Genomic DNA, 26999 nt, shown 5'->3' with positions numbered 1-26999 from the left:
AGATGACTGAGAAGATAACCGGCGCGCTCGCCGACTTCGGTGCGGAAGACGTGCCGCAGGCTGGCGGCAAAGGAGCCAGTCTCGGCGAACTAGTGCGCCACGGTTTCCCCGTGCCGCCCGGCGTCGTCCTCCCTACCTCCGCCTACGAGGCGGTGCTGGCGGAAACCGGACTGGGCCGAAGGTTGAAGCAGCTGCTGGAATCCGGATCCGACGGATCCCGGATCCGGGACTTGTTTGCCAACATCGCCGTGCCGGAGCGGATCCGGGCGGACATCGCTGCGGCGTACGCCTCCTTGGGCGCCGGTCCGGTGGCGGTCCGCTCCAGTGCCACCGCCGAGGACCAGGCCGGTGCAGCCTTCGCCGGACAGCATGACACGTTCCTGAACGTGATCGGCGAGGAAGCGGTACTCGCCGCGGTCACCGACTGCTGGGCGTCCCTGTGGACAGAACGCGCCATTGCTTACCGGGAGCGGGAGGGCATCGAGCCGCGCGAGGCGACGATCGCCGTCGTGATCCAAAAGATGGTGCCTGCGGACACCGCCGGTGTCATGTTCAGCGCCAATCCGGTGACCGGCGAGCGTGGCGAGATCGTCGTCGACGCGAGCCCGGGACTCGGCGAGGCGGTGGTTTCGGGACGCGTCACACCGGACCACTACGTTCTGGACGGCAGCGGCCGGGTCCGAGCATTCACCCCAGGCAGCCGGGAAGTTGCCATCCGGGCTGCTGCCGCCGGCGGGACGCAGGAGAGCGCCGGCCCCGACAGCGCCGGCCCTGCCCTCAACGGGCGGCAGCTGACAGAGCTGGCGCAGCTGGCGCGCCGGGTGCAGGACCATTTTGGCAGGCCCCAGGACATGGAATGGGCCATCGCCGGGGGCCACCTCTATCTGCTCCAGGCCAGGCCGATGACCGCCCTTCCGCCGCAGCCTCTGCGGCTCAGCCGCTTCCAGCGGCTGGTGGGACCGTTCTTTGTTGAGATGTTCCAGGAACGGCCGTATCCCCTGGACGTATCGGGCTGGATGCAGCGCGGGATTCTGGCGATGCTCCATGGCATGGCCGGCAGCGTCGGTGTCGTCTTCCCCTCGGTGGAGCAGATCCTTCCGGAAGAGGACGGTGTGGTGGTCCAGCTGGTGCCGCCAGTGCCGCGGCCCACCCTGCGCACCCTCGGGGCTCCGCTCCTGGTGGCACGCCGGGCACGGCAGTTCGATCCGGCCCGGTGGACGGAGGACCGAAGGTTCGCCGCATTCCTGGAGAGCGTCCGGAGGCTTAATGACGAGGACCCGCAATCGCTGCCCTGGCGCGAAGTCATAGCGCTCGCCGACGGTTCTTTTGACGCGATGCGGGGGATCACTGAGCTCAGAAAATCCTACCTGCCCGGGGTGTTTGTTCCATTGCTCAAACTTCGCCTGATGCTGCTGCTTCTGGGGAAGCCGCGTCTTGCCTCCGCCCTCATCGCCGGCGCCGAAACCCGCACGAGCCAAGCGAACCGGGCTCTTGAGGCCCTGGCCGAACGGGTGCGCTCCAGCCCGAACCTGGCACGCGCCTTCACAGGGCAGCCGCCGACTGAGCTGCTGGAACAGCTGGAGGATCAGGAGGAATTCAGGGAGTTCCACGCCGCATTCGAGGCGTTTCTTGCCGAGTACGGACACCGCGAAACGGTCAGTGTGGTGCTGAGTAGCGCCCCGACCTGGTCCGATGCACCCGAGGTGGTCCTAGGGTTGATCACCTCGATGCTGGGGGAGCGGCGGGCCGCTGCGGATCAGACCGGAGCGGCCCTGGCGGAGCTGTTGGGGCATCCTGCCCTTCGCTTCAGGCCGGTGCGCCGTCATCTTCTGTCCGTCGTGGACGCCGCGAAGGCAGGCATGGCCTTCCGCGAGGACAGCCACTTCTACGCCACCATGGTTCTGCCGCCGCTGCGGCGGGCCCTGCTTGAGCTCGGCCGCAGGCTTTGTGCGGCCGGTGTGCTGGCGAATCCGGAGGAGATCCACCACCTGCGGTATGAAGAGCTGTCGGCAATCGCCGACGCCGGTACCCTCGCGGCTTCGGAGCGGGACCGGTACCGCCGGCTGGTGCTGGACAGGGCGGCGAAGCGCCGTGAGCTGGACGGGATTCCGCTGCTGGATCCGGCTGTGCTGTTCGTGCCGGGCCGGCGGCCGCCCGGAGCGCTGGTTTCCGGTGTGCCTGCCAGCCGGGGCCAGGCCACGGGAGAGGTAAGGATTATCCGTGGACCGGCCGATTTCGGGTTGCTGCGCAGCGGCGAGGTCCTCGTGTGCCCGTACACCAACCCGTCCTGGACTCCACTGTTCCAGCGGGCCGTCGCGGTGGTGGTGGACGCTGGCGGCATCGGTTCACACGCTGCCATCGTGGCCCGGGAGTACGGCATACCGGCCGTGATGGGCACCGGCTCCGGGACGAGCGTGCTGCGGAACGGAGGCCTGGTCAGAGTGGACGGGACCACCGGGCGGGTCTTTCCGGTCGACTGGGATGCCCGGTAACGCCGGAGACTTCTATGCCCAGGCGTCTTCGCTGGCGGCGATCCGGTCCACAAAGTCAAGGACCGCAGGATGCGCCGGGTTGATGAGATGGCCGCCGGCCACAAGCACGGTCTGGGTATAGGGCAGGGCGCCCGACAGTCTGGCGTTTACAAGCCGGCAGGGCTCGATCGAATCCTCGGCGGTGACGATGAGCGTCGGGCGGCGGATCCCTGCCAGTTCGTCCTCGTCGAGCTCCAGCGCGTCCTCGCTGAGGTCCATGCCGTGGCCCTTGATCTCAGCGAGGACGGCCGGCCCGGTGTCGGCCAAAATCTGCTTGTGGTTCTCCGGGAATGACTCCCAGGCGGCGTCGCCCAGCGCCTCCCGGATCACCGCCTCCGCAGCCCGGTTGGGTTGCCCGGCGGACTGCTCAAGCACCCTGAGCCGGAGGCTGCGTGCCCAGGCGTCGGCGTCCGGATCGAGGGTGAACAAGGCCGGTTCCAGGAGAACGAGCGCCTTGACTTTGTCGGGAAACCGGCGCGCCAGTTCGATCGCGATGAGGCCGCCGGTGCTGCGCCCGATCACGACGGCCGGCCCCGCGTGCAGTGCGGCCAGCACACCGGCGGCGTCGTCGGTGTGGTCGATCAGGTCCAGGGTGCCGAACGGTACCGGCGGGGCACTCCGGTGGAATCCTCTGCGGTCATAGATGATGCACCGGCCGTGCCGCCCCAGTTCTTCGGCGGCGTCCGCCCACAGCTCCGCCGAACTGGGCGTCCCGTGCACACCGAGGAGAGGGGTTCCAGCACCGTGTTCCTCGTAGTAGAGATCCACGCCGTTGACGCTGAGCCTGGACATAGCACCAGCCTAGGTGCCGGTGTTTTCCAGCGGAAGGGCGCCTTATCCGGCGTCGACAACCGGTAGGTACTGGGCGTTCCTGATCCGTGATTCGCCGAACTCGATCGTCAGCGGCTGGATCTCCCAGTAGCCGGTGCGCGACTTTGGACGGCCCACGGCCACATGCGGCACCCAGCGCGGATACCGGAAGCCGAGTGCGCGTGAGCTGAGAATGAAGTCGTCGACGTTGTCCACGAGGAGGTCCTCCAGGAGCCCGTGCAGCGCCTGTACGAGCACCACCTGAAAGTCGCGCACCCTTTGAGGCGCGTCCACTTCGAGTCCGCACACATTGCCGCCGCCCAAGACGATCAGCCGTGTGGCGCTACCTGAAAAGCCATCCAGTATGGGCAGCCCTTTCAGCCACGCAACCGTCCTGCGCGTTGCCGCTTCGGCGCTCGTGAACCCTCGGGTCCACTCGTTGATCTCCTGTGCGAGGTCAGCCAGGATGCCGATGTGCAGCAGGGTGAGGTGCAGGCCTTGTTGCCTGCGCAGCCCGATCACATAACCGCCCAACTCCTCATAGGCGGCGGGACCGGGTCCGATGGCCGTTACCGGAACCTCCACCGTGATCCGCGGAAGCCCATACATACGGACCCCTCTCAGCGCTGGCAGTTGACCCCGGTGTCATTATCCTCCTGGGCATGATTTCCTGCCCCCTGCCGCCGGTGATTTGATCGTCTTCTTCCCAAAGCGAGAGACTCCCGTGCCCTCCGACATTATTAGAGGGCCATGTCGGTCACGGCGTGCCGGACTGCATCGTCAGTGTTGATGTCGCGGACGGCAACGAGTACGAACCCTTCCAGACCCAAAAGATGACGAAGCTGCCCGGCGTGCACGGCATCATTTCCCATCCGATGATGAAACTAATCAAAAGTCGGGACTAGCGCCCAGCGCCCGTGATCGGCAGGGGGCATGGTTGCATTTTCGTCATTGACTCCCAGACGCTGAAGCCTACGATGGTGCGCACAGGACCTTCCGGCACGCCTCCGTATGTCGCCGTGCCTATCGGGCAGTTCCCCGGGGACCTGGTGAGAAGGAGAATTCATCATGCTTAAGGAACGTGAAGTTATGGCCGTCCTTCCCGCGAAGGACATTTCCAGGGCCAGGAATTTCTATCGCGACGTCCTCGGCCTGGAACCCTCGGATACCTTGGACGAGGAGAACCTTGTCTACCGCTGCGGGAACGGAACGTCCTTCTTGCTGTACCTCACCGACAATGCGGGAACAGCGAAGAACACACAGTTGAGCTGGGCCACCGACAATCTCGAGGGCGAGGTTGAGGAGCTGCGGAGCCGCGGTGTTGTCTTTGAGGACTATGATCTCCCGGGACTGAAGACCGAGAACGGCATCGCCACAAGCAGCGCCGGTAAAGCTGCCTGGTTCCTGGACACCGAGGGCAACATTCTCAGCCTCTTCGAGATGCCGTAGCGCTGTGGCGGGCCCGGCTGCCTGACCGTCCACCTGCCTGATCCGTCCGCAGCTGCCTCATCCGTGCAGAATGGTCAGGTGACTACCGTTCCCCTGGACCCCGCCGGCACCCCTGGTCCCTTCGACCTGGAGGCCATCGGTGCCGGCCTGGTCTTTGCTGGCTCACTGGGTCAGCTCACCGCCGCGCTGCGCAGGGAAAGCCCCGCAGGGACCGCGGTGGTGCAGGCCCCGCCGGGCACCGGAAAAACCACTTTGGTTCCCCCGCTGGTCGCCAACCTTCTCTGCGGCGGATCGCCGCCGGAGGCTCGGGGCACCGTGTCGCGCACCGTGGTGACCCAGCCCCGCCGCGTCGCAGCCCGCTCGGCGGCGCGGCGCCTTGCCGCGCTCGACGGCACCCGGCTCGGGGACCGCATCGGTTACACGGTCCGCGGTGAGCGCCAGGCGGGCGCCGGGACCCTGATCGAGTTCGTCACGCCGGGCATCCTGATGCGCCGCCTCCTCGCGGATCCCGGGCTTGAGGGCACCGGTGCCGTGATCCTCGACGAGGTCCATGAACGCGGACTGGAAACCGATCTCCTGCTCGGCATGCTCGCCGAGGTCCGCCTGCTGCGCGGCGACCTCACGCTGGTCGCGATGTCGGCCACGCTGGATGCGCCGCGGTTCGCTGCCCTGCTCGGATCGCCACCGGCAGGCCAGGCACCGGCGGAGCAGGCGTCGGCCGGCCAGGCACCGGCGGGGGAGCACGACGGCGGCGGGCCGGCTCCCGTCGTCGACTGCCCTTCGGCGCTGTACCCCCTGACGGTGGACTGGGCGCCCGCGGCGGTGCCCCGCCTGGATAGCCGGGGCGTGACCCGCCCCTTCCTCGACCATGTGGCAGACACCGCGGCTGCCGCCCACTCCCACGCAGTCCAGGCAGACCCTGGCATCGACGCCCTGGTGTTCCTGCCGGGTGCCTGGGAGGTGTCCCACGTGGCAGCCCGCCTGCGGAGCAGGGTCAAGGCCGAAGTGCTGGAGCTGCACGGCCAGGCCGGCCCGGCGGAGCAGGACCGCGCCGTCTCCGGGCGTGTTCCGGGAGGCCCCGCGCGGATTGTCGTGTCCACGGCACTGGCAGAATCCTCCCTCACCGTCCCCGGAGTCCGGCTGGTCATCGATGCGGGCCTGTCCAGGGAGCTCCGCCGCGACGCCAGCCGCGGCATGTCAGGGCTGGTGACCGTTTCCTGTTCTCGGGCGTCCGCCGAGCAGCGGGCCGGACGAGCGGCACGCCAGGGTCCCGGAACAGTGGTCCGCTGCTATGACCAAAAGACCTTCGGGGCTGCCCCGGCCCATCCGACGCCGGAGATCGCTGCGGCCGACCTGACCGGCGCCGCCTTGATCCTCGCCTGTTGGGGTTCGCCTGGCGGCCAGGGACTGGCGCTGCCGGACACACCGCCCCGGACAGCCATGGACGACGCCGTCGAAGTGCTGCGGGAACTTGGGGCGGTGGAACCCGATGGCCATGCGACGCCGCTCGGCAAGATTCTCGCCAGGATTCCGGCCGACCCGCGGCTGGCATGCGCCCTTCTGGACGGTGCCGCCACCGTGGGTCCCCGCGCGGCGGCAGAGACAGTCGCCGTCGTTTCCGGAGACCAGCGTGCGCCGGGCGCAGACCTTCCGCGCCTGCTGGGCTCCCTCCGCGGCGGCAAGGACCCTGCCGCCGGCCGCTGGGCGGAGGAAACCCGCCGCATGGAGGCCATCGCACGCCAGGAGGCCGCCGGCCTGCAGGCCGGCAACGCGCAGTCCCGGCCCGCCACACCGATGACGTCAGCGGAAACCACGGGGTTCGTCGTCGCCCTCGCGTTTCCGGACAGGGTTGCGCGCCGCGTTCCGGGACCCGGGCCTGAGCGCTACCTGCTGACCTCCGGCACCCGCGCCGGGCTGCCGTCCGGCAGCCCGCTGTCCGGGCACGAGTGGCTGGCCGTCGCCGAGGTATCGCGGGCTGGCGGGCGGGATGCCGCCGGGACGGGCGCCGTCATCCGCGCAGCGGCGCCGCTCACGGCCGGCACAGCCGAAGCCGCCGCCCGGAACCTGCTGGGCGAGACAGTGGAAGCCGGGTTCAGCCAGGGAAAGGTCACCGCCCGGAGGGAACGCCGGCTCGGAGCGATAGTCCTTTCCTCAACCCCGGTCCGGCCCACGCCCGTGGAGGGGCGGGCCGCCGTGGCCCGGGCGCTGGAGCGGGAAGGGCTGGGAACCATCGGATGGTCGACGGCGGCTGAGGCCTTGCGCCGCCGGCTCGCCCTGCTGCATCGGGAACTCGGTGCGCCCTGGCCGGACGTGTCCGAGCCGGCACTGCTGTCCCGGCTGGAGGAATGGCTTGCTCCGGAGCTCGAGGCGATGGCCGGAGGGACGCCGGTCAACAGGATCGAGCTGACTGACCCGTTGCGGCGGTTGCTGCCGTGGCCGGAGGCAGCGCGGCTGGGCGAACTGGCACCGGAAGGCCTGGACGTGCCGAGCGGTTCGCGCGTGCGGATCGAGTACCCGGACGTCGGCGACGACGGCGGCCGGCCCATTGTGGCGGTCAAACTCCAGGAATGCTTCGGCTGGGCCGAGACGCCGCGGCTGGTGGACGGGGCAGTTCCGGTGCTGTTCCACCTGTTGTCGCCGGCGCGGCGTCCGCTCGCGGTGACCGATGACCTCGCATCATTCTGGTCTGGACCATACGTACAGGTCCGTGCCGAGATGAGGGGCCGCTATCCGAAGCATCCCTGGCCGGAGGACCCGTGGTCCGCCCCGGCCACAGCCCGGACAAAAGCCCGGATGTAACCCCCGGACACCCTTTTTCCATGGGGGCGGATTTCCATGGCGGCGGAGGCGGTGGCACGGCTGCCGGAGAGGTCCGGATAGATCCCGGATACAAACCCGAAACGTTGTGTCGAAGCGGTGAAACATTGCCCGGCTACCTTTATGCGTACTGAGACACCGTGGTCTTGGTACCCCATGAAAGGACACAACGATGATGCTTTGGAGTAACCTCGGCTTCCTTCTCGATTTCCGTCCCAATGACGACGAGCCCCAGGCAGATGCCGGCAGGAGTGCCAGCGAATTTCCCAGCGGCCAGCTGACGTCCAGCGCCTGGGAAGGATGGTGGCACGACGACGCCTAGGGCTGCTCAGGTCAGGTGGCCCGCTGTGGCCCCCGGTTCCACAACGGCACGCCTCTCCCTATTGCTGTCCGGCCGTCTCAGGGTGTCGAATCGACTTACCAAGGCCGCGTGGCGGCTCAGCACTAGGACGCCGGGAGATGGTCATGTCCGTGAAAGGCACCAATGGCCGGGGCAAGGGCCCCGGCCGCGGCAGTACGGATCTTCGGCGGGCCGATGCGTCCGCAGGGATGCAGGCCGACGCGCCGGAGAAAGTCCGCAACATTGCGCTGGTGGGCCACTCGGGAGCGGGTAAGACGATGCTGCTTGAGGCACTGCTCGCAGCCACCGGCGTCATATCCCGGATGGGATCGATCGAGGACGGCAACACTGTCAGCGACGCGGAACCCTCCGAAATCCATCAGCAGCGCTCCGTGGTGCTCTCGGTGGCACCGCTGGTGTACGACGGCATCAAGGTGAACCTTCTGGACACGCCGGGCTACGGGGACTTCACCGGTGAACTGCGCGCCGGACTGCGCGCAGCCGATGCGGCCCTGTTCGTCGTGTCCGCCCTGGACGACATCGATGCGGCCACCACAGCGCTGTGGGCAGAGTGCGACCAGCTCGGCGTGCCGCGGGCCGTGGTGATCAGCCGGCTCGACCATCCGCGGGCAAATTTCGAAGCGACCCTCGCCGCCTGCCAGCGGGCCTTCGGTGACTCGGTGGTGCCGGCCTACCTTCCCGTGCGCACCGGCACGGAGATCACTGGTTTGCTGGGACTGCTCTCCGGAACCGTTGCAGAGTACGCAGACGGCGACCCCGTCCCGACCGGGCGCGACGCCAGCGCCGAAGAGCTTTCGGAGTCGGAGGCGGCACGCGGAGTACTCATCGAGGGCATCATCTCCGAGAGCGAAGATGAGACGCTGATGGACCGCTACCTCGGTGGCGAGGATATCGACGTCGACGTCCTGGTGGCGGACCTGGAGACCGCCGTGGCCCGCGGGTCCTTCTTCCCCGTGCTCGCATCGTCGGCGGTTACGGGACTGGGACTGGCCGAACTGCTGGACATGCTGACCCGCGCGTTCCCCTCACCGGCGGAGCGTGAGCTGCCCGCGGTGACCGATCTTTCCGGGGCACCGGCAGGCCCGCTGGCCTGCGACCCGGCGGGGCCGCTGGCCGGTGAAGTGGTGCGCACCACCATCGACCCGTTCCTGGGCAGGGTGTGCCTGGTCCGCGTCTTCTCCGGCACGCTGCGGGAGGATTCGGCCGTGCATGTCGGCGGCCGCGGGCTGTCCGAGCGGGGGCATGAAGACCACGACAGCGATGAACGCCTCACTCACCTGTACTCGCCCGTGGGAGCCAGCCTTAAGCCGGTGCCGTACTGCATGGCCGGTGACATCTGCGCCATTGCCAAGCTCGCCAATGCCGAAACAGGGGACACCATTTCGGCCAAGGAACACCCGCTGCTGGTGGAGGCCTGGGACATGCCCGAGCCCCTGATGCCGCTGGCCGTGGAGGCTGCCACGCGTAGCGACGAGGACGCCCTCGCCAAGAGCCTCGGGAAAGTGGCGGCGGGAGACCCGACGCTGCGGGTGGAACGCAATGCCGAAACGCACCAGCTGATCCTGTGGTGCATGGGAGAGGCGCACGGCGAGGTCGTGCTGGACAGGCTGCGCGACCAGGGGGTGAAACTGCAGACTGTTCCGGTGGTGACGCCGCTGCGGGAAACATTCGCCGGACCGGCCGCCGGCCACGGACGCCATGTCAAGCAATCCGGAGGCCACGGCCAGTACGCCATCTGCGATATCGAGGTGGAGCCCCTGGACCGCGGCGCGGGTTTCGAATTCATCGACAAGACCGTGGGCGGCGTGGTTCCCGGGCAGTACATCCCCTCAGTCGAGAAAGGCGTCCGGTCACAGATGCAAAAGGGAGTGTCCGCCGGCTTCCCGGTGGTGGACATCCGGGTGACGCTGGTGGGCGGCAAAGCGCACAGTGTCGACTCGTCGGACGCGGCGTTCCAGGCCGCCGGCGCGCTGGCCTTGCGGGAGGCAGCGGCCGCCGGACGGATCCAGCTGCTGGAGCCGGTCTCAGCTGTCACCATCAGCACCCCGGACGAGTACGTCGGGCCAGTGATGAGCGACCTGTCCTCCCGCCGCGGGCGGCTGACAGGAACGACGTCGGCAGGCGGGGAGCGCACTGAAATCACTGCCGAGGTGCCCGACGGCGAACTGTTGCGATACGCCGTCCAGTTACGTTCGCTGACGGCCGGGACCGGCCGCTTCCGCCGCACCTACCTGCGGCACGAGCCAGTGCCGGGCAACGTGGCACCGGCTGCCGCCAACGCCTGATTCAGGCATTGGCGCGCAGGAACTCCGCCACCGGCGCGGCAAGCGAGGCGCCGATCTCGGCGGCTCCGCGCTTGTGCCCTGCCACGGCAAAGGAGTGGTCGCCGCCCTCGCACCAGTGCAGCGTGGCATTTGGTCCGACGCGGGAAACCACGCCCTCTAGCAGCTCCGCCGTCGCGAAGGTGTCGCGCGTGCCCTGCAGGAACAGCATGGGCAGTTCCAGGCCGTACAGGTGCTCGTCGCGCAGCTTCTCCGGCTTGCCCGGCGGGTGCAGCGGGTAGCCGAGATACACCAGCCCGGCCGCGGGCATGCCGTCAGCGACGGCCATGGAAGCCATGCGGCCGCCAAAGGACTTGCCGGCCGCCCACAGCGGTTCGCCGTCCGACCGGGACCGGGCCGCGTCCATGGCGGCGCGCCACGCGGCGATCGCGGCCGGCGGCCGGTCGGGAAACTTCCTGCCTGCCTCACGGTAGGGGAAGTTGAAGCGCAAGGTGGCCACGCCGTCGTCGTTCAGCGCACGGGTGAAGCCGCTCAGGAACGGATGCTCCATGCCCGCGCCCGCCCCGTGTGCGACCACCAGTGTGGCAAAGGCGTTGTCCGGGCGGGCGTACACGCCGGAGACCTGGACGTCGCCGACATCAAAGGTGACGGGGGATTCAGCAAGGGGCATGAGTCCATGATGCCGGATCTCCGCGTGCGGCGCCTGCTCAGCCGGCAGCGCCGCCGGCGCCTGCTTGTCCGGCGGGCACCACCCTGAGCCAGACGTAGTCCTGGGGGCGCAGGACGACGCCCTCGTCGATCCGGACATCGTCATCGGAAAACAGGTCCCGGGCCACTGCTTCGAATCCGGAGAGCGTCTCGGCCGAAAGCACCGCCGGTCCGTCGCTGAAGTTGGCCAGAGCGAGGATGAGCGACCCGTCTCCGGGCCGCTGGTAGCCCAGCACGGCGGGATTGTTGGTGGCAAACGGGACCAGACGCGTCCCCGCCAATTCCGGCGTCGCGGCGCGTACCGCCGTCATCCTGCGCAGCCCAGCGAAAATGGCTCCCTCCGGAGTGGACGGATCTGTGCGGTTGGCGTAGCGTTCCGCGGGGAATTGGGGCCGGTGCACCCAGCGGCTGTCCGCCTCGTGGCCGGCTTCGAGCGCATAGTCGTAGTCGTTGAGCTGGCCTACCTCGTCGCCCAGGTACAGCAGCGGGATGCCGCCGGTGCTGAAAGCCACCGAATGGGCGAGCAGGATCCGGCGGATGGCCTCCGCCGAGCCGTCCTCGAGCCCGCACAGCGAGGCCGTGGTTCCGGAGATGCGGCAGTCTCCCGTGCGCGGATTGTCCTGGAACGGCACGCCGCGGGCGAAGCTGCCGGGGAAGCGGTTGACGTAGAAGGAGTTCAGGAAGCGGCGGTGGTCGAAGCCGTTGATGCCCAGTTCGGCGGCGTCCTCATCGGCAAACGTCCAGCCGATGTCGTCGTGGCTGCGTACATAGTTCACCCAGGATGTCCCCGCCGGAATGTTGTGGCGGCGCTCCAGGGCCTGGGAAAGCAGGGAGGCGTCGCGGGTGGCCAGCGCCTCCCAGATGAGTGCCATCTGCAGCGGGTTGTAAGAGAGCTGGCATTCGGCAGGGTCAATGTACAGGGCCACTTCGTCGGGATGGACGATGGCTTCGGACTTGAAGAGCAGCGACGGGGCAGCGAGCCGGCAGACCGCGTTGAAGGCCTGCAGGAGGGTGTGGGCTTCCGGCAGGTTTTCGCAAGTCGTGCCGAGCCGCTTCCAGATGAACGCCACGGCGTCCATCCGCAGGATGTCCACGCCCTGGTTGGCCAGGAAGAGCATCTCGCCGGCCATGGCGCGGAATACCTCGGGGTTGGAATAGTTCAGGTCCCACTGGTAGGTGTGGAACGTCGCCCACACCCAGCGGCCGTCCGGCAGCGGAACAAAGGAGCCGGGGTGGTCTTCGGGGAAGATTTCGCGCACATTCTGCTCGAAGGCATCGGGCATGGTGCGGTCGGGAAAGATCCAGTAGTAATCGCTGTAGCGCGGATCTCCGGCGTCGGCTTTCCGGGCCCACTCATGTTCGTTGGAGGTGTGGTTGAAGATGAAGTCCACCACCAGGCTGATGCCGTTGGCGCGCAGCTGGGAGGCCAGTCCGCGCAGCTGTTCCATTGTCCCGAGTTTTGGGTTGACTTCCCGGTAGCTGGAGACGGCGTAGCCGCCGTCGGAGAAGGGCTCGGGGGCCAGGAACAGCGGCATCAGGTGCAGGTACGTGAGGCCGAGTTCCTTGAAGTAGGGAATCCGTGCCTGGATCCCGTCAAGGTCGGCGGCGTACCGGTCCACGTAGCAGACCCCGCCGAGCATGCGGTTGGACTGGAACCAGTCGCCGCTGCCCTCGCGTTCGGCATCCTTGATCTTAAGGTCGGTGGGGCGTTCCTTCCAGGAGCGGGCGGTCTCGATCACCAGCGATGCCAGCTGGTCCTGGAAGTCCGGCCGCGAGCCGTACAGGGAATGGAACAGCCGGAACAGGTCGGGGAAATGACGGTCGAAGCGCCGCTCGAAGTCTGCCCAGTCCCTGCTTCCCTTCTGAAGGTCCACCTGCTCGGCAACGGAGCTGAGCACCTGCTGCGCTGATGCGTGGTCCAAACGGGCGGATTCAACCATGGAGACTGTCCCCTTCAACGATTCTTTGGGCACTGGGCGGTGCCGGGTCCGTTTTATCCTTACAGATGCACTCCCCGCTGCCCATACGCAGGCATGTGTTTCTTGTGGCCGGTCTGCCGGCTGGCGCTTGCCGGGTGGGGGCGCAACGCAGGGACGCAGAAGATACTGACGCAGTGGTCCGGGCCGGGGTAGGTTGTCCCCATGGCCAGCGAACACACCATTCTCACCGTTGACGGACCCAATGGGCCGCGGGACATGCGGATCTCGAGCCCCAGCCGCGTCCTCTGGCCGGAGCTGGGTCTGACAAAACTCGACCTCGCCCGATACATCGTGGACGTTGGTGGAGCCTTCATCGCCGCTAACGGTGACCGGCCGGTATCGCTCCAGCGTTTTTCGGACAACGTGGACGGCGAGCAGTTCTTCTCCAAGAACCCGCCCAAGGGGACGCCGGATTTCGTCCGGTCTGTCACGGTGGTCTATCCAAGCGCGCGCTCGCATCCGCAGCTGGTCCTGGACGAACCGGCTGCAGCGGTGTGGGCGGTGCAGATGAACACGGTGGTGTTCCACCCCTGGCCGTCCCGCGCCGAGAACTCGGACAATCCCGACCAGCTGCGCATCGACCTTGACCCCCAGCCCGGCACCGACTTCGACGACGCCATCCCCGCAGCCCTTGAGCTGAAGAAAGTCCTGGCGGAGGCCGGGCTGGACGCCTTCGTCAAGACGTCCGGGAACCGCGGGCTGCATGTCTACTCGCCCGTCGAGCCGACGCGGGAGTTCCTGGACGTGCGCCACGCCGTCATCGCGGCCGCGCGGGAGCTCGAGCGCCGGATGCCGAAGAAGGTCACCACGAACTGGTGGAAGGAAGAACGCGGCAAGCGAGTCTTCCTGGACTTCAACCAGGCCAACCGCGACCGCACCATCGCCGGCGCCTACAGCCCGCGCGCACTGCCTCACGCCCCGGTGTCCTGTCCGATCACCTGGGACGAACTGGAGAACGTGAATCCGAAGGACTTCACCATCCTCACCGTGCCTGATCGGCTGAAGACCGTGGGTGATCCGTGGGCGGACATGAACGCCAACGCCGGGACCGTCGACACGCTGCTCGACTGGTGGGATCGTGACGTCAAGGACGGGCTGGGTGAGCTGCCGTTCCCGCCCGATTACCCGAAGATGCCGGGGGAGCCGCCCCGTGTGCAGCCGAGCCGGGCCAAGAAGCAGGAGTAGCCGCGCTATTCGAACCGCGACGGATCGCCGGTTCCCCGTCGCACCACCTCGGCGACGCCGCTCGAGAAGTCGATGACCGTCGTCGGCTCTGCCCCGCAGTCGCCGGAATCGACGACGGCGTCCACCACGTGGTCGAGCCGCTCCTTGATTTCCCAGCCCTGTGTCAGCGGATCCTCCTCGTCCGGCAACAGCAGCGTGCTCGAGAGCAACGGTTCGCCCAGTTCGGCAAGCAGCGCCTGGACGAAGCTGTGCTGCGGGATGCGCACGCCCACGGTCTTCTTCTTGGGGTGCAGGAGCCGCCGCGGCACCTCCTTGGTGGCCGGCAGGATGAACGTGTAGCTGCCGGGCGTCACGGCTTTGATGCTGCGGAATACGTCGTTGCCGATGTTCACGAACTGCCCCAGCTGGGCAAAGTCCCTGCAGACCAGCGTGAAGTGGTGCTTGCTATCGAGCTGGCGGATGGTGCGGATCCGGTCCAGCGCCTCCTTATTGCCCAGCTGCGCGCCCAGGGCATAGCAGGAATCCGTGGGGTACGCGATCAGGCCGCCGGAATGAAGGAGATCCACGATCTGGGCGATCGCGCGCGGCTGGGGGTCCTCGGGATGAACATCAAAGTATCTCGCCATGGCTAGAGCCTACGGCCCCGGGGCCGGTTCCCGCACTCAGCCCACGTGCACCCACGGCCGCCGCGTGACATCAGGTTCGGCTTCGCGCAGCACCTCGCGGGTGACCGGCGCGATCTCCCCTTCGCCAAGGAACAGGAAACGCAGCAGGTTCACCACAGGATTGCCCTCGGTCCAGCGGAAGTAGATGTGCGGCATCAGCCCGGTGACGTCGCGGATGTGCAGGAGCACCGAGGCGATGGTGTTCGGCACCACCGGGCCATGGACCTCCAGGACCCGGTACCCGTGCCGGACCACGCCGCGCACTTCCAGTTCGGTCTCGAAGTCGGAGCAGTCGCCCACATACACTTCCAGGAACAGGGCTTCGTACTGGACGGGCAGGTGGCTGACCTCTATCGCCGAGGTCAGCTTTTGCCGGTACGCCTCCGCACTTTGCCGCAGCGGCTCGTGGGCGATGATGCCGATGGGCCCGCTGTCGTCGGACGCGACGAATTCGAGGGCCGTCCGGTCCAGCCGCACGTGCGTGGCGTGCAGCTCAAACGACCGTCCCACCCTGGACAACAGTGAGATGACGATGATGCCGAGGATGAAAAGCCCGGCGATCCGGATGCCTTCTGGCCGTTCGACAATGTTCGCGACCGTGGTGTAGGTGAACACCAGGGCAATCAGCCCGAACCCGGCAGTCCGCTTGCGCTCCTCGCGGCGCCGGGCGGACAGCGCCACAGCGACAGCGGCGGATGTCATGAGAACGAGGACACCGGTGGCGTAGGCGCCGCCCTGGGCGTCGACGTCGGCCTCGAAAAGAATGGTGACCAGGAACGCCGTCGCGGCGAAAACCAGCACTAAGGGGCGCACCGCCTTGGCCCATTCCGGGGCCATCCCGTAGCGGGGAAGGTAGCGCGGGACCAGATTGAGCAGACCCGCCATGGCCGAGGCGCCGGCGAACCAGAGGATCGCGATGGCGCTGATGTCGTAAACGGTGCCGAAGCCAGATCCCAGGTATTCGTGCGCGAGGAATGCCAGGGCACGTCCGTTGGCTTGCCCGCCCGTCTCGAACTCCGCGGCAGGAATCAGGACCACGGTGATGAAGCTGCTGCTGATCAGGAACGCGCTCATGATCAGGGCTGCCGCGGTCAGCATCCGCCGCGTGCCGCGGATGCGCCCCGCCGGGTTCTCCTCCGTGTCGCTGGCGTGGCCCCGCACCTGCGGCATCACGGCGACGCCGGTTTCAAAACCGGAAAGCCCCAGCGCCAGTTTGGGGAACACCAGCAGCGCGATCGCCACGGCCAGCAATGGATTGCCGTGGGAGGTAACCAGGGTCTGCCACCAGTCGGTAACGGCCGCCGGGTGCGTCAGTGTTTCGACGGCGGCCCGCACCATCACCACGACGTTCAGTCCCAGATAGACGGCAACCAGGAGGACGGCAATGCCGATTGCCTCCTTGAACCCGCGCAGGAAGACGGCAGCCAGCAGGCCAAGCAGAACCAGCGTCACCATCACCTCCTGGCCGGGCAGCCAGTCGGGGGCATACGGATTTTCCACCAGGTGCGCCGTGGCGTCCGCCGCCGAAAGCGTCATGGTGATCATGAAGTCCGTGGCCGCGAAGCCGAGCAGCACCAGGACGAACAGCTTGCCGCCCCAGCGCGGGAGCAGGCGCTCAAGCATGGCAATGGAACCCTCACCGCGCGGGCTTTCGGCGGCGACGCGGCGGTACACGGGCAGCGCCCCGAACAGCGTGACAGCCACCAGCACCAGCGTGGCGAGCGGAGAAATCACCCCGGCCGCGAGCGCCGCTATCGCCGGCTGGTACCCGAGCGTGGAAAAGTAGTCGACGCCCGTGAGGCACATGACCTGCCACCATGGGTGCCGGCGCTCCTGGGCAGGTGCGCGGCCGCCGGGCCTCGCGTAGGACCCTTTGCCGTCCTGAACGCCCAGGAGGAGCCAGTCCTTTAGCGACGGCTTCCGGGTGAGCAGCAGCGCCGAGGGGTCTGCGGGGGGTCGGTTCATGGTGGTCATGGGGGCCTTTCAGCGCGCGGCACGGCGCCACGGGCACAGCCGAACGTAGCACCGGGCCGGGCACGCCGGGCCCCTAACGTAAGGAATCTTGACGGATCCTTAACGCCCGTGTGAGGCAGTGCACAGCGGCCCCGCCGCCGAACCGTCCCTCGCCCGCGGGTGAAAGAATGGCGTCATGACACGGGAACGGATTGTCATTGGCCTTTCCGGGGGCGGTGAGGGCGAGGTGCTGATCCGCCGTGGCTCCAGGATTCTGGACGGCACCGACCGCGGGGAGCTGCTCGCGGTGCACATCCGCTCCTCAGAGGGCGTGGCCGGCGAATCGCCCCAGGCACTTGAAGCACAGCGCCGGCTGGTTGTGGAGCTGGGCGGCAGCTACCATACCGTTGCTGCGCCGGACCCTGCGGATGCCCTGCTCGAATTCGCGGCACATGTCGGTGCCACCCGGATAGTCATCGGGCAGTCCGGGAGGAGGATGCCGTGGCTCTCGGCGGGCGGCGGCGTGGAACCCCGGGTTGTTCAAGGGGCCGGGGACATCGACGTGCAGGTGGTGGCGCATCCGCGGGCTGGCCGCGGCACGGGCAGGACAAGGCGGGGGGACCTGGGCCGCCTGCGGGTGGCTCTCGGGTTTGCCTTGGCGGCAGCGGTTCCTGTGCTCATGCAGCTGCTGCTTGCCGTGTTCGAACACAGCGTGGCCACCGCCGTGCTGCTCCAGCTCGCCGGGGCTGTGGCCGTGGCGCTGGTCGGAGGCCTGTGGCCGGCCGTGGCCGGTGCGCTCTGGAGCAGCCTGTTGGTCAACTTCTTTTCAACTCCGCCGCTGGGGGATCTGGCCATTCATGACCCCCAGGACTTGCTGTCCCTTGGCGTGTTCGTCGGCGTGTCCGTCGCGGTGGCCGGCGTTGTGGACAGGTCAGCCCGCCGGTCCAAGGAGGCGGCCCGTTCGCGGGCGGAAGCCGCAACGCTCGGGGAGCTGGCCCGCGGCGCCACCCGTTCCGACGATCCCCTGGGCAGCCTGCTGGAACAGGCGCTGGATGTCTTCGGGGCACGGGCCGCAGCGGTTTTCAGCGGCACAGGGATGCCCGGCACGGCGGCGGACGCTGACGGGGCGGATCACCACCTGCGGCTGATTGCGAGCGCCGGTGACCTCACTGACCGGGAGCGCGCAGGTCTGGACTTTGAAGGCCAGACCGTGGAGCCGATCGACGGCGTGATGCGGCTTGTGCTCGCAGGCAGGAGGGTTCCGGCTGCCGAAAGCAGTCTCCTCGGCGCCTTCGCCGCCCACGTCATGGCGCAGCTTGAGCGCCAGCAGCTCGCCGCCAGCCGGCTGGAGGTGCTGAGGCTCGCAGAAGGAAACACCATGCGTACGGCGATCCTGCGGGCAGTGTCCCACGACCTTCGCACGCCGCTGGCCGGAATCAAGCTCGCCGTGGGCGGCCTCCTCCAAAAGGAAGTGGACTACAAGCCCGGAGAACAACAGGACCTGCTGGAGACCATCGACGAATGCGCAGACCGGCTCGACCTGCTGGTGGGGAACCTCCTGGACATGTCGCGCATTACGGCCGACTCGGTTCGCCCGTCGCTTGTGCCAGTCCGTTGGATTGACGTGGTCCCGCCAGCGCTGCAGGGGCTGCAGGCCGGGGCGGTCCGGGTGGAGCTCCCGCCCAACTTGCCCGCCGTCGACGCGGACCCCGGCCTGCTGGAGCGTGTCATCGCGAATATCGTGGAAAACGCCGTCAAGTACGCCCCCGGATCGGACATCACGGTGGCTTGTGTGTCGGATGGCCTCAGCACGGCCCTCTTGGACGGGCACCCGGCTGGTGAACTCAGGATCATCGATCATGGAAGCGGCGTACCGGCCCGGGACGTCATCGCCATGTTCCGGCCGTTCCAGCGCCTCGATGATATCCCGCAGTCCACGGGGGTGGGTCTCGGGCTCGCGGTGGCCAAGGGGTTCATGTCCGCAATGGGAGGGAGCCTGACCGCCGAGGAGACCCCTGGCGGAGGGCTGACCATGGTGATCCGGCTGCCCTTGTCCACCGGCCCGGTACATGGCCCGCGGGATGCCGCCCGCCCGTCGTCGGGGGCCGCGCAGTGATCCGGGTCCTCGTAGTGGATGACGACCGGCACCTGCTGACCGCCTTGCGGATCACCCTGCAGGCCCACGGATACAGCGTGGACACGGCTTCGGATGGCCGGGCCGCGCTGACGGCGGCCTCCCGCAATCCGCCCGGCCTGGTCGTCCTGGACCTGGGGCTGCCGGACATTGACGGGGCGGCCGTTCTCCGAGATCTCCGCCGCTGGACCAGCGTCCCGGTCCTGGTGCTGTCGGCGCGGCACGGATCGGCGGACAAGGTTGATGCACTCGATGCGGGGGCGGACGACTACATCACCAAGCCGTTCGGGCTTGAGGAGTTCCTGGCGCGACTCCGCGCGCTCCTGCGGCGCGTCCCGGAGGCGGGTGAGCCGTCCACGGTCAGCACGGCTGAGTTCACTGTGGACCTGGGGCAGCGGCTGGTCACCCGGAACGGAGAGGCGGTGCGGCTGACGCCCACCGAATGGAGCATCCTGGAACTGCTGGTCAGCAACCCGGGGAAGCTCATCACGCAGCAGCAGATCCTGGCGACGGTCTGGGGGCCCGCCTATCAGAAGGAAGCCAACTATCTGCGGGTCTACATGGCCCAGCTCCGCCGGAAGCTGGAACCGGACACGGGCAACCCGCGCCATCTCCTTACGGAAGTCGGCATAGGCTACCGCTTCCGGCCCTGACCGGGCCAGCAGCCGGCGGCGAGGGCGGCGTTGTTGAGCGTCGCCAGCATCGGCAACACCCCGTGAACCCCTATGAAGGGGCGCCCGTTTGGGGCAACATGTGTAGTGCGGTCCGCCACCCGAGTGGCCACCCAGCCTGTCCCTACTCGAAGGAGAATGCTGTGCCTACCGTTCTCAACCCTTACCTCGGTTTCCGCGACAACGCCCGCGATGCGATGACCTTCTACCAGTCCGTTTTCGGCGGGGACCTGGCCCTCAGCACCTTCGGCGACTTCAACGCCAGCGACGACCCGGCAGAGGCGGACAAGATCATGCACGGGATGCTGACTGCCGGCAACGGGCTGGTCCTCATGGGCGCAGATACGCCCGCGGGCATGGACTACACGCCTGGCAACAACATCTCCGTTTCGCTCAGCGGGGAGGACGAAACCGAACTGCGCGGCTACTGGGACAAGCTCTCCGGCGAGGGCGGCAGCGTCACGGTGCCGCTGGAGCCCGCGCCGTGGGGTGACACGTTCGGCATGTGCACGGACCGGTTCGGCATTGCCTGGCTGGTCAACATCGCCGGAGCCCAGCAGGCGCCCCCTGCCTGACGATTACTTCCCTGACCATTACTTCCCCGACGCCTACTTCCGCGCGACGAAGTACGCGTTGAAGGGGTCCTCCTCCAGGTCCCGCACCTCCACACCGTCGAAACCGGCCTCGCGGACCATGGACTCGGCCAGCTGCACGCCCCACACGGTGCCGAGGCCCGCTCCGTCCTGCGCCAGCGAGACCGACATGCAGTGGGTCGTGGAAATCGCGTAAAGGAATGCGGCCCAGGGAAGGTCGATGTTGTCCTCGAGGTTGCTCGACGCCTTCATGTCCACCATGGGGAAGGTGCCGCCGGGGCGGAGCGCCCTGTGGATGTTGCGCAGGACTGTGGCGGGATGGGCCAGGTCGTGGATAGCGTCAAAAACCGTGATCAGGTCCAGCCCTTCGCTGATGTCCAACGCCGAGGCGTCAAGGAGTTCGAAGCGGACATTGTCCAAACCGGGGCGTTGGGCTTCGGCGCGCCCGGGATCGAGGGCCTCCTCGAAGAAGTCGTAGCCCGTGAACCGGCTGGCGGGGAAGGCAGCAGCCATTAGGTTCACGGCGTGGCCGGCGCCGCAGCCGATGTCCGCCACGTCGATGCCGGCGTGCAGTGCCTCCATCCTCCCGGTGAGCGGAAGGATGGACTCCAGCAGGGACGCGTCGTGGACGGCGCCGCTGTCAGCGGCCTGGATCTGTACGAAGCCGGGGTAGTCGGAGTAGCTCAGCCCGCCGCCGGTGCGGAACTTGTCGGCGATCTTTCCGGCGACTTCTCCCATGAGCGTCACATAGGTCAGCGTCCGGGCAAGGTTGTCCACTCCTGGTCCGCTGACTGAGGGGACAAGCGCCCGCTCCAGGAGGTACGTCTTGGCAACCGCGTCATACTCCACGAAGCGTGCGGTCACCATGCCGCCCAGCCACTCGCGGACGTAGCGTTCGTTCAGGCCGGCGGCATCGGCGATTTGTTCGCTGCTGGCAGCCGGCAGGCCGGCCAGTGTCTCGAACAGCCCTGTTTGGTGGCCAATGCTCGCCAGGACGGCGATGGAGGCGTCTTTGAGGATGCCGACGAGCCGTTCCGCCCCGGCCTCGACCGCATCCGCCTGCGGGATTGTTTCCGTTTGAAGGGTGCTCATGGTCTTGTCCTTTCCGTAGTTCCGAACGGGGATGTCCGTACTTCGACGCTACGGCCCGCGTTCCGGAACGCGCATCGGGCGGATGATGCATGTTCCGCGGCGGGGAATGGAAGGCGGCGTTACGCCGCCGGACGCTTTTTCAGGCCGTGCTCCTGCGCCCAACCGGCTGCGCCCGTGCGGGAGGTGACCCCAATCTTGAGGAAAATGTTGGCAAGGTGCCGGCGCACCGTCTTTTTATCAGGTCGTCGAGTTCAGGCATCGGACAGCTCCCGGTGAGTGCCTCCAGCCTACTGCCGGGGAATGCCGGGGGACAGGCGTTGCCCAGCACGAGGCACCGCCGCGATCTTCGTCTGCAGCTGGCGGCTGCCGCCGGGGGACTTCCATCGGGCAGCTTTGTGGCGCAACCTCTGCACTAGGAAAGAGGGCCGCCCGACGGCCCGCTAAAGCTGGCTCCGTCGAGGCCGCGTCCAGATGAGCCGGGTGCACCAAAACCGCTGACGCCAGGGTTCTCGAAGCCGGCGCCTGCTCCGCTGCCCAAGAGGCTCCGGGTAAGTGCCTCGCCGTCCTCCATCAGGGCGTCGACCGCGAAGCTCAGATGTCTATCATCAACGGGGACGCCCTCCAAGGCGGCAGCAACCACGGCCCGCCGGACGAGTTCCCGGGCAAAGGAGGCGGTGGTTCCTTCGGTGCGAGATGCTGCATCTTCAACAGCGTCACTACTGAAGGGAATCCGGCGGGCGTAGAGTTTCACGAGGTTAATGCGCTCGCTCAAGGCCGGGAGCGGGATCTCCACGGCCAGGTCAACGCGGCCCGGACGCTGCGCCAGAGCACGTTCGAGCATATCGACGCGGTTGGTGGTGAGGACGAAGGCTACGTCTGCATCTTTGTCCAGGCCGTCCATGGCGTCCAGCACTTCGAACAGCAGCGGTTGCGGTCCGTGCCCGAAGCTTCGGTCCTCGGCAATCAGGTCGCAGTCTTCAAGAACGACGATGGAAGGCTGCAGGGCCCGGGCCATGGTGGCGGCCTCGGCGATTCTGGCCAGCGATCCCCCCGAGAGGAGGATGGCGGTGGTTCCCGCACTCTGGCTCAGAAGATAGCGCACAGTATGGGTTTTGCCCGTCCCCGGCTTGCCATAGAGAAGGATGCCCCTCTTGAGGTGCTGCCCGTATTCGCTGAGCGACTCTCGGTGTTCGGCGATGCCGAGCGCATGACCTGACACCTTATGCAGTAAGCCGTTGGGCAGAATGACTTCGGACTCTGTCAGGGAAGGTCTGGCATGGAAGGTGACACCGGCGGCGCTGGGACCGTACTCGCCCATAACCAATGAAATTATCTGACCCTTGAGGACGCTCCGGTGCTGCAGTCGCCGACGGAACTCGGAGAGGAATTCCGCTGCACTGCCGGTGTCACCCGCGAGTACCTCGAGGGAAGCTGACAGCCGCCCAAACCGCGGGTTTGCATCCCGCTGCCACACGGCAACGGGCCGGCCTCCATGTCTGAACAGCCACAGGCCCATGGCAACGGCCTGGCGTTGATCATCCGGCCCGGTAGCCAGGTTCTTGAAATCGGGCTGCGACAGAGGGAACTGCGGGAAGAACCGGGACTGTTGCAGCATGTCGCTCAGTGACTGGTGATGCCGCTGGTCCCCGCCGCCGATGCCCAGCAGCCGGAAGTCCTCGCTCTCTGCGGCTAGTTCAGCCATCAGGATGTCAGCATCGACGAACCGGTGCACGGGTATCTCCTCCACGACCACGGACAACGTTTCCGCGGGCACACCGAGATGTTCAGTGAGAGTGGTCAGCAGCTGCTCGCCGCCCTGCACGCGGTGCTGGCCGGACTGCGCAAGCTGCACCAGTTGAGCAAAATCGTCGATGAACTTCCCCAGGTTTTCATCCATGCGCAGACCCTACCAGCACAAGCGGCCTAAGCCCGGGGGATACATTCGCCCTCGCAGAACATCGGCCAAATCCATGGAGATCAGCAGCCCTGATCCCGAAAGACTAATTCAGCTCTGGAGTGCACGGGCGAGTCATCTGTACGAGCCTCTGGCCATGTGGTCGGCGAGAAATTCTGCGTCCGCACCGACACCCGAGAGCAGGCCTGACTTGAAGGTGTGCATCCAGTGCAGCCCGAGGAAGTACAACCCCGGAACTGCAGTGACGCCGCGCTGTTGGATGGGCCGGCCGCGGTCGTCGAACACCGGGATCTTGACCCAGTCGAAGTCGTAGGCATAACCGGTCGCCCAGATGATCGTGTAGATGCCTTCCCTGGCAAGGTTCAGCGAGTCCACCTCTTCCACGGCAGGAAAATGGACCGGTTCCTCCGGTTCTTCCTGATCCAGCCACTCTTCCATCGCGTTGTCGCTGATGAATTGACGCGCTGCCGACAAGAAGCCGGTGTAGGCCTGGTCGGCGTCATCGAGTACTTGGTTCGCGTTGGCTTGGACAGCGAGGTTTCGGCCCGATGCGCCGATGACCCTGCCGAGGACGCTGACGCCGTCGGCAGCGAGTTGCCGAACGTTGACGTTGTATCCGCCGTTCACGCCGGTGACGACCGTGGCAGGCGGGTATTGACGAGCGGGAAAGCTGTCTATTGTCTGCGCAAAACGGCCCAGTGCCTCCAGCCACCAGAAGACGTCCCTCCCTCTGAAGCGTCTCGGTGCGCGCCGGTGCCGGCTCACCGACAGGTACACGCGGCGCCCGGCCTGTAGCAGTTCGTCGGCGATCTGGCAGCCTGAGGCGCCGCTGCCCACCACGAGCACGGCGCCTGCAGGCAGGGCCTCTGATGACCGGTAACGCGTGGGGTCGAGCTGCAACACCGATGGTGAGACGTCACTCGCCAGCTGGGGGATCCGCGGACGCTGGAACGGTCCCGTCGCGATAACTACGCGATGCGCATGAATGGAACCTTCAGCCAGGGACACTTCAAAGTCCTCGCCCGTGCCGCGTCCTGTGAGGGCGAGAGCTTCGGTGTTCTCACGCACCGGAGCCCCTGTGCTCACCGCATAATCCTCCACCGAGCGTACCACCGGCGGTGCGCCAGTGTCGGGGGCTCGCGGCCGTCATCGGCAACGTCGCCCTGGCTCCGCTCTACGAACTCGCCTACGTGCCGGGAACCACTGCACTCGCTCCCTGACTCCTTATGTTCCTGTTTGGGGCGGTGACGGCAACATTCATTAGTCGCTTCGTCCCCCACAACGCCCGCAAAGCGCGCAGCCAGTTTGACCCCCCATGCCTATTAGGGCGGCGGCGGTGACGTCCAGATCCAGTCGCGGATTTCGGGGAGGTCCTCGAAATGCTCACGGATGTATACGGCGTGGGCTTCCAGCTGCCGGTTGCACAGCTCGGCGAGGTCATCCGCCCCGGGCAGCCGGCGCGGCATGCGCCGCAGTGCTTCAAGGGTCAGGTGATAGCGGCTCATCCGGTTCAGCACCACCATGTCGAAGGGCGTGGTGGTGGTTCCCTGCTGGCTGTACCCGCGCACATGGAACCGTTCCGGGTGGGGCCGCCCGTGCAGCAGCTGGTGGAAGGAGCGGGCATAGCCGTGCCAGGCCACGACCACATCGCAGGCGTCCGTGAAGAGGGAACTGAAGGTGACGTCGTCGAGGCCGTGTGGGTGGGTGTTCCGGGGCGGGAGAACCATGGCGTCCATGATGTTGACCACCCTGACACGCACATCGCGGACATGGCGCTGCAGGAGCCAGGCGGCTGCCAGTGTCTCCTCGGTGGGGATGTCGCCGGCGCTGGCAAGAACGATGTCCGGGTCAGCCTTGCCCTCCGGCCGCTCGTTGCCAGCCCAGCCCCAGACCGAGGCCCCTGCCTCGGCATGGGCCCGGGCCTCTTCCAGTGTGAGGTATTGCGGATGCGACTGCTTGTCCACCACCACAAGGTTGACGTAGTCCGTGCTGAGCAGCGCATGTTCGGCCGTGGCCAGCAGGGTGTTGGTGTCCGGCGGGAGGTAGATGCGCGTCACCTCGCCGGAGAGGGAGAGCACCGTATCTATGAGGCCGGGTCCCTGATGGCTGAAACCGTTGTGGTCATTGCGCCAGCAGGTGGACGTCAGCAGGATGTTGAGGCTCGGAATGGGGGAGCGCCAGTCGAGGTCGCGCGCGTGCTGGAGCCATTTGGCGTGCTGGACCGTCATGGAGGCGCTGATCATGGCGAAGGCTTCGTAGCTGGCGAAGAAGCCGTGCCTGCCGCTGAGCAGGTACCCCTCGAGCCAGCCCTGACACAGGTGCTCGGAGAGCACCTCCATCACACGGCCACCGGCGGAGATGTGATCACTGGACCCCGCGTCGTCGCCGCCGCCGGGCGGGAGCAGCAGGCAGCGGTCGCTCGCCTCGAAGACGGCTCCCAGGCGGTTGCTGTTGGTTTCGTCCGGGCAGAAGAGGCGGAAGCGCGGGTCTTCCTCAGTGCTCCGGTAGAGGTCGCGGAACAGTTCGCCGAGCGGCTTGGTGGTCTCGCTGCTCGTGGAGCCGCGCTCGCCGGGATCCACGGCGTACCGCTTGAGATCCGGGATCTCCAGCGGTACGGACGGGCGTCCGTTCGCGGGCGGCACGGACCCCATGCGCAGCGTGCCCTCGGGCGCCAGGGCCGCCAGTTCGGGAACCAGCCGGCCATCGGCGTCGAACAGTGTTTCGGGTTCATAGGAACGCATCCACTGCTCGAGCAATGCGAGGTGCTCCGGGTTGTCCTTTACCCCTGACAGCGGCACCTGGTGGGAACGGAAAGTTCCTTCCACCGGGCTGCCGTCCACGGATTCCGGGCCGGTCCAGCCCTTGGGTGTCCGCAGGATGATGGCCGGCCAGCGGGCGGCGCCGGTCACGCCGTTGCTTCGAGCAGCCTCCTGCAGCCCGCGGATATTGGCATATGCGCCGTCCAAGGCGGTGGCCAGTTCCCGGTGGACCTGTTCCGGGTCGTCGCCCGAAACCGTGACGGGGTCCCACCCGCGGGCATGCAGCATCGCCTCCACGTCCTGGTCGGAACGGCGGCCCAACACGGTGGGACCGGAGATCTTGTGCCCATTGAGGTGGAGGATCGGCAGGACGGCGCCGTCCCTGGCCGGGTTGAGGAAGAAGGGCGCGTCCCATGAGGCTGCGAGCGGCCCGGTTTCGGCTTCTCCGTCACCCACAACGCAGGCGGCTATCAGGCCGGGGTTGTCCATGACGGCGCCGGTGGCGTGCATGAGGGAGTAGCCGAGCTCGCCGCCCTCGTGGATCGACCCGGGTGTGGCCGGACCCACATGGCTTCCGATCCCGCCGGGCGTCGAAAACTGGCGTGCAAGACGTCGCAGCCCCGCTGCGTCCTGGCTGATCTCCGGATACACCTCCGAATACGTGCCTTCGAGGTACACGTTCGCCACCACGGCCGGCCCGCCGTGCCCTGGGCCGGCAAGGAAAAGGACCTCCGCGCCGGTGCGCCTGATCATGCGGTTGAGGTGCACGTAGATCAGGGACAGCCCGGGGCCTGTTCCCCAGTGGCCGAGCAGCCGTGGTTTGATGTGGTCCGGCCTCAGCGGCTCCCGCAGCAGCGGGTTCTCCTGGAGGTAGATCTGGGCGACTGTGAGGTAGTTGGCGGCGTTCCAATACCGGTGGAGCAGGACAAGTTCTTCGGTGGGAATGGCTTCGGCTGCCTCGGTGTTGCCCATGCCTGCCTCTCGTCGGATCTGCTCCAGCGCTGACGGGCACAGTCTATCCTCCGCAGTTTGGGCCCCTAGATCCACGTGCGTGCTGCGGACGCGTCCCCTGTGGAACAAGCCTTCTGGAAGGCA

At 67.2% G+C, this 26999-nt stretch carries 20 protein-coding genes; 9 read left to right on the top strand and 11 right to left on the bottom strand.

Annotated features, from left to right (window positions below):
• The first annotated feature begins 2 nt into the window (after nt 1–2).
• A complete protein-coding gene (locus ACIP90_RS02765; protein WP_400576637.1) occupies nt 3–2492 on the top strand; it encodes a PEP/pyruvate-binding domain-containing protein in 2490 nt (829 codons plus the stop codon).
• Between the two features lie 12 nt (nt 2493–2504).
• On the opposite strand, the gene ACIP90_RS02760 is transcribed toward ACIP90_RS02765, so the two are convergent.
• From ACIP90_RS02760 to ACIP90_RS02750, 3 genes are all read right to left on the bottom strand, one after another.
• The gene (locus ACIP90_RS02760; protein WP_400576636.1) at nt 2505–3323 is read right to left on the bottom strand and encodes an alpha/beta fold hydrolase; all 819 of its coding nucleotides are present in this window, start codon (nt 3321–3323) and stop codon (nt 2505–2507) included.
• Between the two features lie 42 nt (nt 3324–3365).
• On the bottom strand, nt 3366–3950 hold the full coding sequence (locus tag ACIP90_RS02755) for a hypothetical protein (RefSeq protein WP_400576634.1): 585 nt from the start codon (nt 3948–3950) through the stop codon (nt 3366–3368).
• 131 nt (nt 3951–4081) lie between these two features.
• A complete protein-coding gene (locus tag ACIP90_RS02750) occupies nt 4082–4213 on the bottom strand; it encodes a hypothetical protein (RefSeq protein WP_400576632.1) in 132 nt (43 codons plus the stop codon).
• Between the two features lie 196 nt (nt 4214–4409).
• Here ACIP90_RS02750 and ACIP90_RS02745 point away from each other — a divergent pair, with 196 nt between their 5' ends.
• The 4 genes from ACIP90_RS02745 (at nt 4410) to ACIP90_RS02730 (ending at nt 10253) form a co-directional block, all read left to right on the top strand.
• Nucleotides 4410–4790 (top strand): VOC family protein, encoded by a 381-nt coding sequence (locus ACIP90_RS02745; protein WP_400576630.1) that lies wholly within the window; start codon nt 4410–4412, stop codon nt 4788–4790.
• A gap of 78 nt (nt 4791–4868) precedes the next feature.
• The gene (locus tag ACIP90_RS02740; protein ID WP_400576628.1) at nt 4869–7589 is read left to right on the top strand and encodes an ATP-dependent RNA helicase; all 2721 of its coding nucleotides are present in this window, start codon (nt 4869–4871) and stop codon (nt 7587–7589) included.
• Between the two features lie 190 nt (nt 7590–7779).
• On the top strand, nt 7780–7929 hold the full coding sequence (locus tag ACIP90_RS02735) for a hypothetical protein (protein WP_400576625.1): 150 nt from the start codon (nt 7780–7782) through the stop codon (nt 7927–7929).
• 143 nt (nt 7930–8072) lie between these two features.
• Nucleotides 8073–10253 carry an elongation factor G-like protein EF-G2 gene (locus ACIP90_RS02730; protein ID WP_400576623.1) on the top strand — a complete coding sequence of 727 codons (2181 nt, stop codon included), beginning with the start codon at nt 8073–8075 and terminating at the stop codon, nt 10251–10253.
• Between the two features lies 1 nt (nt 10254).
• Here the strand turns inward: ACIP90_RS02730 and ACIP90_RS02725 are convergent, their stop codons facing one another.
• Nucleotides 10255–10920: an alpha/beta family hydrolase gene (locus ACIP90_RS02725; RefSeq protein ID WP_400576620.1), complete on the bottom strand. Its 666-nt coding sequence runs from the start codon at nt 10918–10920 to the stop codon at nt 10255–10257.
• Nucleotides 10921–10957: 37 nt separating this feature from the next.
• A complete protein-coding gene (locus ACIP90_RS02720) occupies nt 10958–12898 on the bottom strand; it encodes an alpha-amylase family protein (RefSeq protein ID WP_400576618.1) in 1941 nt (646 codons plus the stop codon).
• Nucleotides 12899–13099: 201 nt separating this feature from the next.
• Between ACIP90_RS02720 and ligD the strand changes: the two genes are divergently transcribed.
• Nucleotides 13100–14122: a non-homologous end-joining DNA ligase gene (gene ligD / locus ACIP90_RS02715; RefSeq protein WP_400576615.1), complete on the top strand. Its 1023-nt coding sequence runs from the start codon at nt 13100–13102 to the stop codon at nt 14120–14122.
• A gap of 5 nt (nt 14123–14127) precedes the next feature.
• Here the strand turns inward: ligD and ACIP90_RS02710 are convergent, their stop codons facing one another.
• Together ACIP90_RS02710 and ACIP90_RS02705 are read right to left on the bottom strand one after the other, a co-directional pair.
• On the bottom strand, nt 14128–14748 hold the full coding sequence (locus ACIP90_RS02710) for an L-threonylcarbamoyladenylate synthase (RefSeq protein WP_400576613.1): 621 nt from the start codon (nt 14746–14748) through the stop codon (nt 14128–14130).
• Nucleotides 14749–14784: 36 nt separating this feature from the next.
• A complete protein-coding gene (locus tag ACIP90_RS02705; protein ID WP_400576611.1) occupies nt 14785–16761 on the bottom strand; it encodes an amino acid transporter in 1977 nt (658 codons plus the stop codon).
• 175 nt (nt 16762–16936) lie between these two features.
• Between ACIP90_RS02705 and ACIP90_RS02700 the strand changes: the two genes are divergently transcribed.
• The 3 genes from ACIP90_RS02700 (at nt 16937) to ACIP90_RS02690 (ending at nt 20120) form a co-directional block, all read left to right on the top strand.
• The gene (locus tag ACIP90_RS02700; RefSeq protein WP_400576609.1) at nt 16937–18856 is read left to right on the top strand and encodes a DUF4118 domain-containing protein; all 1920 of its coding nucleotides are present in this window, start codon (nt 16937–16939) and stop codon (nt 18854–18856) included.
• A complete protein-coding gene (locus ACIP90_RS02695; protein WP_400576608.1) occupies nt 18853–19527 on the top strand; it encodes a response regulator in 675 nt (224 codons plus the stop codon). Before ACIP90_RS02700 ends, ACIP90_RS02695 begins: the two co-directional genes overlap by 4 nt.
• Nucleotides 19528–19688: 161 nt before the next feature.
• Nucleotides 19689–20120, top strand: a complete 432-nt coding sequence (locus ACIP90_RS02690; RefSeq protein WP_400576605.1) for a VOC family protein — start codon at nt 19689–19691, stop codon at nt 20118–20120.
• A gap of 33 nt (nt 20121–20153) precedes the next feature.
• Here the strand turns inward: ACIP90_RS02690 and ACIP90_RS02685 are convergent, their stop codons facing one another.
• From ACIP90_RS02685 to ACIP90_RS02670, 4 genes are all read right to left on the bottom strand, one after another.
• On the bottom strand, nt 20154–21230 hold the full coding sequence (locus ACIP90_RS02685) for a class I SAM-dependent methyltransferase (protein ID WP_400576604.1): 1077 nt from the start codon (nt 21228–21230) through the stop codon (nt 20154–20156).
• 412 nt (nt 21231–21642) lie between these two features.
• On the bottom strand, nt 21643–23127 hold the full coding sequence (locus tag ACIP90_RS02680) for an AAA family ATPase (RefSeq protein WP_400576602.1): 1485 nt from the start codon (nt 23125–23127) through the stop codon (nt 21643–21645).
• Nucleotides 23128–23259: 132 nt separating this feature from the next.
• A complete protein-coding gene (locus ACIP90_RS02675) occupies nt 23260–24231 on the bottom strand; it encodes an NAD(P)-binding domain-containing protein (RefSeq protein ID WP_400576601.1) in 972 nt (323 codons plus the stop codon).
• 236 nt (nt 24232–24467) lie between these two features.
• Nucleotides 24468–26876, bottom strand: coding sequence for a phosphoketolase (locus tag ACIP90_RS02670; protein WP_400576600.1), 2409 nt, complete (start codon nt 26874–26876; stop codon nt 24468–24470).
• Between the last annotated feature and the right edge of the window lie 123 nt (nt 26877–26999).

The sequence above is a fragment of the Arthrobacter sp. NPDC093139 genome (assembly GCF_044754165.1).
Classification (GTDB): domain Bacteria; phylum Actinomycetota; class Actinomycetes; order Actinomycetales; family Micrococcaceae; genus Arthrobacter.
Note: the sequence above shows the minus strand (reverse complement) of the source record. Positions and strands in the feature narration are given on the sequence as shown.

Excerpts from the sequence above, each read along its gene's own strand:
- ACIP90_RS02700 (WP_400576609.1), top strand. The coding sequence starts at position 16,937 with ATGACACGGGAACGGATTGTCATTGGCCTTTCCGGGGGCGGTGAGGGC.
- ACIP90_RS02685 (WP_400576604.1), bottom strand. The coding sequence starts at position 21,230 with ATGAGCACCCTTCAAACGGAAACAATCCCGCAGGCGGATGCGGTCGAG.
- ACIP90_RS02750 (WP_400576632.1), bottom strand. The coding sequence starts at position 4,213 with ATGGGAAATGATGCCGTGCACGCCGGGCAGCTTCGTCATCTTTTGGGT.
- ACIP90_RS02760 (WP_400576636.1), bottom strand. The coding sequence starts at position 3,323 with ATGTCCAGGCTCAGCGTCAACGGCGTGGATCTCTACTACGAGGAACAC.
- ACIP90_RS02710 (WP_400576613.1), bottom strand. The coding sequence starts at position 14,748 with ATGGCGAGATACTTTGATGTTCATCCCGAGGACCCCCAGCCGCGCGCG.
- ACIP90_RS02730 (WP_400576623.1), top strand. The coding sequence starts at position 8,073 with ATGTCCGTGAAAGGCACCAATGGCCGGGGCAAGGGCCCCGGCCGCGGC.
- ACIP90_RS02720 (WP_400576618.1), bottom strand. The coding sequence starts at position 12,898 with ATGGTTGAATCCGCCCGTTTGGACCACGCATCAGCGCAGCAGGTGCTC.
- ligD (WP_400576615.1), top strand. The coding sequence starts at position 13,100 with ATGGCCAGCGAACACACCATTCTCACCGTTGACGGACCCAATGGGCCG.
- ACIP90_RS02735 (WP_400576625.1), top strand. The coding sequence starts at position 7,780 with ATGATGCTTTGGAGTAACCTCGGCTTCCTTCTCGATTTCCGTCCCAAT.
- ACIP90_RS02670 (WP_400576600.1), bottom strand. The coding sequence starts at position 26,876 with ATGGGCAACACCGAGGCAGCCGAAGCCATTCCCACCGAAGAACTTGTC.
- ACIP90_RS02765 (WP_400576637.1), top strand. The coding sequence starts at position 3 with ATGACTGAGAAGATAACCGGCGCGCTCGCCGACTTCGGTGCGGAAGAC.
- ACIP90_RS02725 (WP_400576620.1), bottom strand. The coding sequence starts at position 10,920 with ATGCCCCTTGCTGAATCCCCCGTCACCTTTGATGTCGGCGACGTCCAG.
- ACIP90_RS02680 (WP_400576602.1), bottom strand. The coding sequence starts at position 23,127 with ATGGATGAAAACCTGGGGAAGTTCATCGACGATTTTGCTCAACTGGTG.
- ACIP90_RS02705 (WP_400576611.1), bottom strand. The coding sequence starts at position 16,761 with ATGACCACCATGAACCGACCCCCCGCAGACCCCTCGGCGCTGCTGCTC.
- ACIP90_RS02755 (WP_400576634.1), bottom strand. The coding sequence starts at position 3,950 with ATGTATGGGCTTCCGCGGATCACGGTGGAGGTTCCGGTAACGGCCATC.
- ACIP90_RS02745 (WP_400576630.1), top strand. The coding sequence starts at position 4,410 with ATGCTTAAGGAACGTGAAGTTATGGCCGTCCTTCCCGCGAAGGACATT.